Raw genomic sequence first — 927 nt, 5'->3', positions numbered from 1 at the left:
CATGCTGGGCATGCAGCTGGGTGAGATCGCGCCGGGTGGTACCGGTTCCGGCCTGTACGGCATGCTGATCATGGCGATCATCGCGGTGTTCATCGCGGGCCTGATGGTGGGGCGTACGCCCGAGTACCTGGGCAAGAAGATCGGCACGCGCGAGATCAAGTTCGCGGCCTGCTACATCCTCATCACCCCGGCCCTGGTTCTGATCTTCACGGCGATTGCGATGGCGATGCCGTCGACGCTCACCTCGATGACGAACTCGGGCGCGCACGGTTTCTCCGAGGTCCTGTACGCCTACACCTCGGGCGCCAACAACAACGGATCCGCGTTCGCGGGCCTGAACGCGAACACGCCGTGGTTCAACACCAGCATCGGCCTGGCCATGCTGCTCGGCCGGTTCGTCCCGATGGTGTTCGTCCTGGCGCTGGCCGGCTCGCTCGCCGAGCAGAAGCCCATCCCCGAGTCGGCGGGCACCCTGCGCACCAACAAGCCGCTGTTCACCGGCCTGCTGGTCGGCACCATCCTGATCGTCACCGGTCTGACCTACTTCCCGGCCCTGGCGCTCGGCCCGCTCGCTGAGGGGCTGGCGTCATGACCACCAACCTGAAGCACGAGGACGAGATGTCCACTGCCACTCCGACCCGGGCACCGCACAGCGACGTCCCGACGGGTCACAAGGACCAGGGCAAGGTCGGGGGCGGCATGTTCGACCCCAAGGCGCTGGTCAAGTCCTTCCCGGACGCGGTCAGGAAGCTCAATCCGAAGACGATGGTCAAGTCTCCGGTCATGTTCGTGGTGGAGATCGGCTCGGTCCTCACCACGGTCCTGGCTATCAAGAGCCCGGGGGACTGGTTCGGCTGGGCGATCGCCGGCTGGCTGTGGCTGACCACGATCTTCGCCAACCTGGCGGAGGCCGTCGCCGAGGGCCGC

The 927-nt window shown here is 66.5% G+C and carries 1 protein-coding gene and 1 pseudogene; both read left to right on the top strand.

Going from position 1 to position 927, the window contains the following annotated elements:
• A partial coding sequence (locus tag ADK54_RS14790; protein WP_199826966.1) for a potassium-transporting ATPase subunit KdpA occupies positions 1-592 on the top strand: 592 nt, incomplete at its 5' end.
• Positions 589-927, top strand: a pseudogene (locus ADK54_RS14785) (potassium-transporting ATPase subunit B); the annotation flags it as partial. The gene ADK54_RS14790 and the pseudogene ADK54_RS14785, both read left to right, overlap by 4 nt.

This window comes from Streptomyces sp. WM6378, assembly GCF_001279695.1.
Lineage (GTDB): Bacteria > Actinomycetota > Actinomycetes > Streptomycetales > Streptomycetaceae > Streptomyces.
The sequence above is the reverse complement of the archived record's forward strand: the minus strand, read 5'-3'. Positions and strand labels throughout refer to the sequence as shown.